The sequence below is a fragment of the Desertivirga xinjiangensis genome (genome assembly GCF_024436435.1).
GTDB lineage: Bacteria > Bacteroidota > Bacteroidia > Sphingobacteriales > Sphingobacteriaceae > Desertivirga > Desertivirga xinjiangensis.
Genome location: NZ_JAFMZP010000015.1, coordinates 53,685 through 60,548, shown reverse-complemented (window position 1 = coordinate 60,548; position 6,864 = coordinate 53,685). Strand labels below are relative to the sequence as shown.

The 6,864-nt window shown below is 41.6% G+C and carries 4 protein-coding genes; 2 read left to right on the top strand and 2 right to left on the bottom strand.

From position 1 onward, the window contains the following. Positions 1-365 precede the first annotated feature (365 nt). Positions 366-2,249, top strand: coding sequence for a molecular chaperone HtpG (htpG, locus tag J3P37_RS22530; RefSeq protein ID WP_256014312.1), 1,884 nt, complete (start codon positions 366-368; stop codon positions 2,247-2,249). A 154-nt stretch (positions 2,250-2,403) separates the two neighbouring features. Here htpG and J3P37_RS22525 read toward each other — a convergent pair whose 3' ends face one another. Next, positions 2,404-3,678: a M16 family metallopeptidase gene (locus J3P37_RS22525; protein ID WP_256014310.1), complete on the bottom strand. Its 1,275-nt coding sequence runs from the start codon at positions 3,676-3,678 to the stop codon at positions 2,404-2,406. Beyond that, on the bottom strand, positions 3,678-4,913 hold the full coding sequence (locus tag J3P37_RS22520; RefSeq protein WP_256014308.1) for a M16 family metallopeptidase: 1,236 nt from the start codon (positions 4,911-4,913) through the stop codon (positions 3,678-3,680). Before J3P37_RS22520 ends, J3P37_RS22525 begins: the two co-directional genes overlap by 1 nt. Positions 4,914-5,145: 232 nt before the next feature. Between J3P37_RS22520 and pyrG the strand changes: the two genes are divergently transcribed. Next, positions 5,146-6,756, top strand: coding sequence for a CTP synthase (pyrG, locus tag J3P37_RS22515; RefSeq protein ID WP_256014305.1), 1,611 nt, complete (start codon positions 5,146-5,148; stop codon positions 6,754-6,756). The last annotated feature ends 108 nt before the right edge of the window (positions 6,757-6,864 follow it).

Below are 6,864 nucleotides of genomic sequence, written 5' to 3'. Positions count from 1 at the left end.
CAAACGGCTGACCTTTGTTCTCTCGATTTACAAACGTTTCTTTCTGTTCCATACACTGTTTTTGTGTATAGCTTTTTTAGGAAGTGACACGTACTTGTCTCGTTCTCATTCATTGATGGATCCGGAGAGCCCTTTGGAACTCTCCGGACAGTACGGCGTACGACCATGGTGCCTGTAAGAGCACAGGATATTACACAAGCGCACGCGTACCGTTCGACCCCAGGCAACGGACTTCCTTAACTGACGTGCTTAGCCCGCTGACTTTTAACTTCAGACTCGTCCTTCTGTCATTTTGACAACATTTCTATTTTGGAACAGGGCTTGATAAGCTTCTCGAAATTTAAGTTTTTAACCTCAATAGTATTATGCAAGAAAAAGGTACGATTTCGATTCACACCGAAAACATTTTTCCGATCATTAAGAAATTTTTATACTCCGATCACGAAATCTTTCTTCGTGAATTAGTTTCAAACGCAGTAGATGCCTCTCAGAAGATCAAACGACTTTCATCGCTTGGTCAATACCAGGGCGAACTTGGCGACCTTAGGGTAGAAGTGGCTCTCGACACTGAAAAGAAAACAATAACTATCTCTGATAAAGGCCTTGGAATGACGGCTGATGAGATAAAAAAATACATTAATCAAATTGCGTTTTCAGGTGCTACAGAATTTGTTGAGAAGTTCAAAGACTCTAAAGACGCAAATGAGCTTATCGGAAAGTTCGGATTAGGCTTTTATTCAGCCTTTATGGTAGCTGACCAGGTAGAAATTCAAACACTATCCTACCAGGAAGGTGCTGAACCGGCTCGTTGGATCTGCGACGGAAGCACCGAGTTTGAGATCACCGAAGGCAATCGTACCGAAAGAGGAACGGATATCATTCTGCATGTCAATGCCGATTCAGAAGAGTTCCTGGACAAGTCTAAGTTGCAGGGCATCCTCGACAAATACTGCCGTTTTTTACCTGTTCCAATTAAATTTGGAACAACTACAGAAACAGAGCCTGATGGTGAAGATGAAGAAGGTAAGCCTAAATATACTACGGTGGAAGTTGATAACATTATCAACAACACAAATCCGATCTGGACAAAAGCTCCTGCCGACTTAAAAGACGAGGACTATCTGGCCTTTTACAAAGAGCTTTATCCATTCTCTGAAGATCCGCTTTTTTGGATTCACCTGAACGTAGATTATCCTTTTAACCTTACCGGGGTATTATACTTCCCGAAAGTTAAGAACGATTTCGATTTTCAACGCAACAAGATCAAGTTATTCTCCCGCCAGGTATTTATTACCGACGAAGTAAAAGATATCGTTCCCGAATTTTTAATGCTTCTTCATGGTGTTATTGATTCACCGGATATTCCGCTTAACGTTTCAAGAAGCTTCCTTCAGGCAGATAGCAATGTTAAAAAGATCAATAGCTATATCACTAAAAAGGTTGCAGATAAACTTGCTGAATTATTCAAGAAAGATCGCAAAGCTTTCGAAGAAAAATGGCAGGATATAGGCTTATTTGTCAAATACGGTATTGTAAGTGAAGATAAGTTCTATGAAAAAGCCAAAGATTTCGCTCTGCTAAGCAATACAAATGGAGAGCACTTCACTTTTGATGAGTATAAAGAAAAAATCAAGCCGCTTCAGACTGACAAAAATGACACTTTAGTATATCTGTATACGGTGGATGCTGACAAACAGCACTCTTTCGTTCAGTCGGCTAATAATAAAGGCTACGATGTACTGTTGATGAACACGCCTATCGACAATCACTTCATTAGTCATATGGAGCAGAAGCTAGAAAAATCTTCACTGAAACGGGTAGACTCTGATGTTGTTGACAAACTGATCGTTAAGGATGATGCTCCGGCACATGTGTTATCTGAAGAGCAGACCACCAAGGTGAAGTCTGTCTTTGAAAGCACTATCCAGAAACCGAACTTTAAGGTAGAAATAGAAAGTCTTAATCCGGAAGAACTGCCAGTTCATATCACTATGGATGAGTTTATGCGCAGAATGAAGGATATGGCGCAAATGGGAGGCGGAATGAGCTTTTATGGTTCTATGCCTGATAACTACAAAGTGGCTGTGAATGGTAATCATCCATTGATCAGTCGTATTGCAAGTACCGAAAATGCTGAAGAACAAAGCAAGTTGGCAAAACAAGCATTTGACCTGGCCCTACTTTCTCAAGGCTTATTGACAGGTGCAGAACTTACCGATTTTGTTAAGAGAAGTGTTGAGCTGATCTAACTGCACCCCTTTACAAATAAGGAGGGTATCCAAAATGGTTCCTTCGTAATCCTGAACTTGTTTCAGGATCGCTTGATTATGCTCGAAAGCATGGTCAAGAGGTGCCGAAATAAATTCGGCATGACGAAGGAACAGTTTTTTGGATACCCTTTTTTTATTTCTTCCCTACGATCACTTTCTGGAACGAGTCAAAGTTGAGATAGAACTTGGCCAACTCCAACAATTTTTCAGAAGAAACAGACTTGACAGTTTCTACATAATTGCTGTAGTAGTCGTAATCCATTCCCGAAAAATAGATATTTTTAAATTTATCTGCATGAGAGAAAGCGTTCTCCAGGCCACCCAGAAAAGATCCCAGCATATAGTTTTTCACCAGGGCCAGCTCTTCATCAGGAACGAGTTCAGTTTGCAATAAAGTTATTTCTTTCTGGATTTCCTGAATCGCCGATGAGCATACATCGGCGCCAACTTCAGATGCAATAAAGAAATATCCGGCGTTTTGCAATGAAACAACAGCGGAGCCAATTCCATAGGTATACCCTTTATCTTCCCTGATGTTTGCCATCAGTCTTGACCCAAAGTAGCCGCCAAGCACAGTATTTAACACCTGGAGGGCTGCAAAATCCGGATGATTCCGGTTAACAGACAATTTACCCAGCCGGATAGCTGATTGCAGGGCACCTTCTTTTTCGAAATAATGTTCGTCTCCACCCCTCGCAGGAAAAGTGAACAAGTTCGTCTGTATCTCTGATCCTTTGTGCCAATGTTTACCGAAATTTTCATTAATCAGGCTAATAGTGTCATCTTCAACCTTTCCCGATGCTATGATGGTACAATTACCAGGTTTGTAGGCAAGGTTAAAATACTCTACCAGCTGATCCCTGTCAAGCCGGTCATAATCGGCAGCCTCTGCAGCATAGCCGTAAATACTGTTCCCGAATAAAGCCCGATTGAACAGCCGACGGCTCAGGAAGTCGTTTTTTTCCAGATTTACACTTAACTTTTGTTTCTGGTTCCGTTTAAAAGTTTCCAGCTCTTCCTCCGGAAAAACAGAACCGGTAACCACATCTTTAATAATTGGCAAGATGGCCTCCAAATGCTTGGTAAGGGTATATACGGTTACCAAAGCATAATCGTAATTATAATCAGTTTGCAAAAATGCACCATAGTAATCCACATGCTCGGCTATCTGGAGTGCTGTCAGTTTACTGGTTCCTTCAACCAGCATGGAGTTAACGGCAAATGCCTGAAGAGGCTTCGCCGGATTCCAGTTAATATTATTAAAGATCAGTTCGATCCTTACGAGATCCTGTGTACCGGCATTGATAACATATAGATCCACTCCATTGTCAAGTGCATATGCCTCCGCCTTTATTAAATCAATATTTTCAATCTGCCGAAAAGCAGGTGCCTGGGTTCTGTCTATCATTAGTTTGCCAGATATAAGAGTGTCGATGAATTTTCTTTTCTAAAAATCTTGTTAGCTCTCCGCTGAATGTCTGTAGGGGTCAGAACAAGGTACTTCTGCACTTCGCTGTTCAGGTCAGCCGCATTACCCATCAACTCAAAGAAAGCCAGGTTCATAGCTTTATCCAATAAGCTCATTTCGGCAAATACCATTGTAGATTCCACCTTGTTTTTTACTTTAGTGAACTCTTTTTCAGAAACAAGCCCGGACTTCAATTCTTCCAATTGCTCCCAGATTGCAGCTTCGGCAGTCGCGGTGTCCACTCCCGCCGTTAGCTTGCCTTCTATCACAAATAAGCCAGGATCAGAACTTCCGGTAAGGTAAGCATTGATATCAGAGAAGATCTTTTGCTCTTTAACCAGTGAAACATACAACCTGGACGCGTTTCCCCTCGAAAGGATATCAGAGATCAGATCAGCCTCATAGTAACCAGTATCTTTTCTCGCGGACATATGAAAAGCCATGTAAAGGGCATTTAAGGGAACATCTGCTTTAATCACTTCTCTCCTTTCCTGAAGTTGCTCCGGTTCTGCCGGAAGTTTACGCTCGGGTTTAGCACCCCCAGGAATTGAACCGAACCATTCTTCTGCAAGCAGCTTTATATCTTCGGTGTTTACGGCACCTCCCACTACCAGAATGGCATTAGAGGGATTGTAATGCTTGGCAAAAAAACTCTTAACATCATCAATCGTGGCCTGCTCAATATGCAGAAGATCCTTACCTATGGTGGCCCATTTATATGGATGTTCTTTATAAGCAAGCGGACGCAACTTCAACCATACATTCCCATAAGGCTGATTCAAATAGCGTTGTTTAAATTCTTCGCTCACCACATTACGCTGCACTTCCAGGCTCTTCTCGGAAAAGGCGAGGCCGAGCATCCGGTCGCTCTCCAGCCAAAAAGCGGTTTCTATATTTGCGGCAGGGAGAGTTATATAATAGTTGGTAATATCGTTACTCGTAAATGCATTGTTTTCTCCTCCAACTCTCTGCAAAGGTTCATCATACGAGGCAACATTTACTGAACCGCCAAACATCAGATGTTCGAAAAGATGAGCAAAACCCGTTTTTTCCGGATCTTCGTCGCGGGCGCCCACATCATATAATACGTTAACAACCGCCATTGGTGTAGTATAATCTTCATGTACTAGTACCTTCAGACCATTGTCTAAAACAAATCTATTGAAATTTACCATTCTTGGATTTTATATATCATTTGTGATACAAACAAATGTAAAATTTTTGAACAAAGGGTATGTTGTTGGATTGTAAATACCCATAGACCAGGGTAAATGTTTGAAACAATCCATTTCATTTCTCAACAAATTTAGCAGGAGCCGAAATTTTTCGTAATTTTGAATCCCGTACAAAAGCATTTGATTTTTTATCATAAAAGAGAAAGAATCAAGTAAAAATCCATCATTTCAAATGACCAAATATATTTTTGTTACGGGAGGAGTTACCTCATCGTTAGGAAAAGGTATTATTTCCGCATCTTTAGCTAAGCTTCTTCAGGCCCGTGGCTACCGGGTTACCATTCAAAAGTTCGACCCTTACATTAACATTGATCCGGGAACGTTAAACCCTTACGAGCATGGAGAGTGCTTTGTGACTGAAGATGGCGCTGAGACCGACCTTGACCTTGGTCATTATGAACGCTTTCTGAACGTACCCACTTCTCAGGCAAACAACGTAACAACTGGTCGTATCTATCAAAACGTGATCCGCAAAGAGCGGGAAGGCGCCTATCTTGGTAAAACAGTGCAGGTGGTTCCCCATATCACCGACGAGATTAAAAGCAACATTCGTATACTCGGCGAAAGCGGGGATTTCGACATCGTGATCACTGAGCTTGGTGGAACTGTTGGCGATATCGAATCTTTGCCATTTATAGAAGCTGTACGTCAGTTTAGGTGGGAGATCGGCTACAACAACTCGCTTGTGATCCACCTCACCCTTGTACCCTATCTTGCAGCAGCGGGCGAACTTAAAACCAAGCCGACCCAGCACTCTGTTAAAATGCTTTTAGAATATGGTATACAACCGGATATATTGGTTTGCCGGACTGAACATCACATCAACCAGGATATTAGACGGAAGATTGCCCAGTTCTGTAATGTTAATATCAATGCGGTAGTCGAGTCAATTGATGCATCAACCATTTATGATGTGCCTTTGTTGATGCTGAAAGAACAACTCGACAAAACTGTACTTACTAAACTTAAGCTACCGCACAAAAATGAGCCGGATCTTGAAAGCTGGAAAGATTTTCTGGGCAGATTAAAGAACCCTACTGCAGAAGTCAACATTGGCCTGATCGGAAAATACGTTGAGTTACAGGATGCTTACAAATCGATCACAGAATCGTTTATTCATGCCGGAGCACGTAATGAGTGTAAGGTAAGGGTTCATTCATTACACTCAGAAGGGATCACGGAAGAAAACGTAAATGAAAAACTTGCAGGTTTAGACGGAGTTTTAGTGGCTCCGGGATTTGGTAGCCGTGGAATCGAAGGCAAGATCGTTGCAATAAAACATGTCCGTGAAAAAAACATTCCGTTCTTTGGAATATGTCTGGGTATGCAGTGCGCTGTGATAGAATTTGGCCGAAACGTATTGAAACTTGATGGAGCCCATAGCACCGAGATGAATGAAGATACGCATCATGCTGTTATTTCTATGATGGAGGAGCAAAAGAAGATCAAAAATAAAGGTGGTACCATGCGCCTCGGCTCTTATACTTGTGAATTGAAAAAAGGTAGTAAGGCTGCTGCTATTTATGGTAAAACACGCATAACTGAACGTCACCGTCACCGGTATGAGTTTAATAACGATTACCTGAAGCAATATGAAGAAGCTGGTATGCTGGCTTCGGGAATTAACCCGGAGAATAACCTGGTTGAAATTGTGGAATTAAAAAATCACCCGTTTTTTGTGGCGGGACAGTTTCACCCGGAATTAAAATCAACTGTTGCTAATCCGCACCCTCTTTTTGTTAACTTTGTCGCCGCCTCTTTGGCTAATAAAAGGAAAAAATAAAAATATTTTTTAGTGGAGGTGTCGCCGCATCTTTGGCTAATAAAAGTAAAAATAAAAATATTTTTTAGTGGAGGTGTCGCCGCATCTTTGGCTAATAAAAGGAAAAAC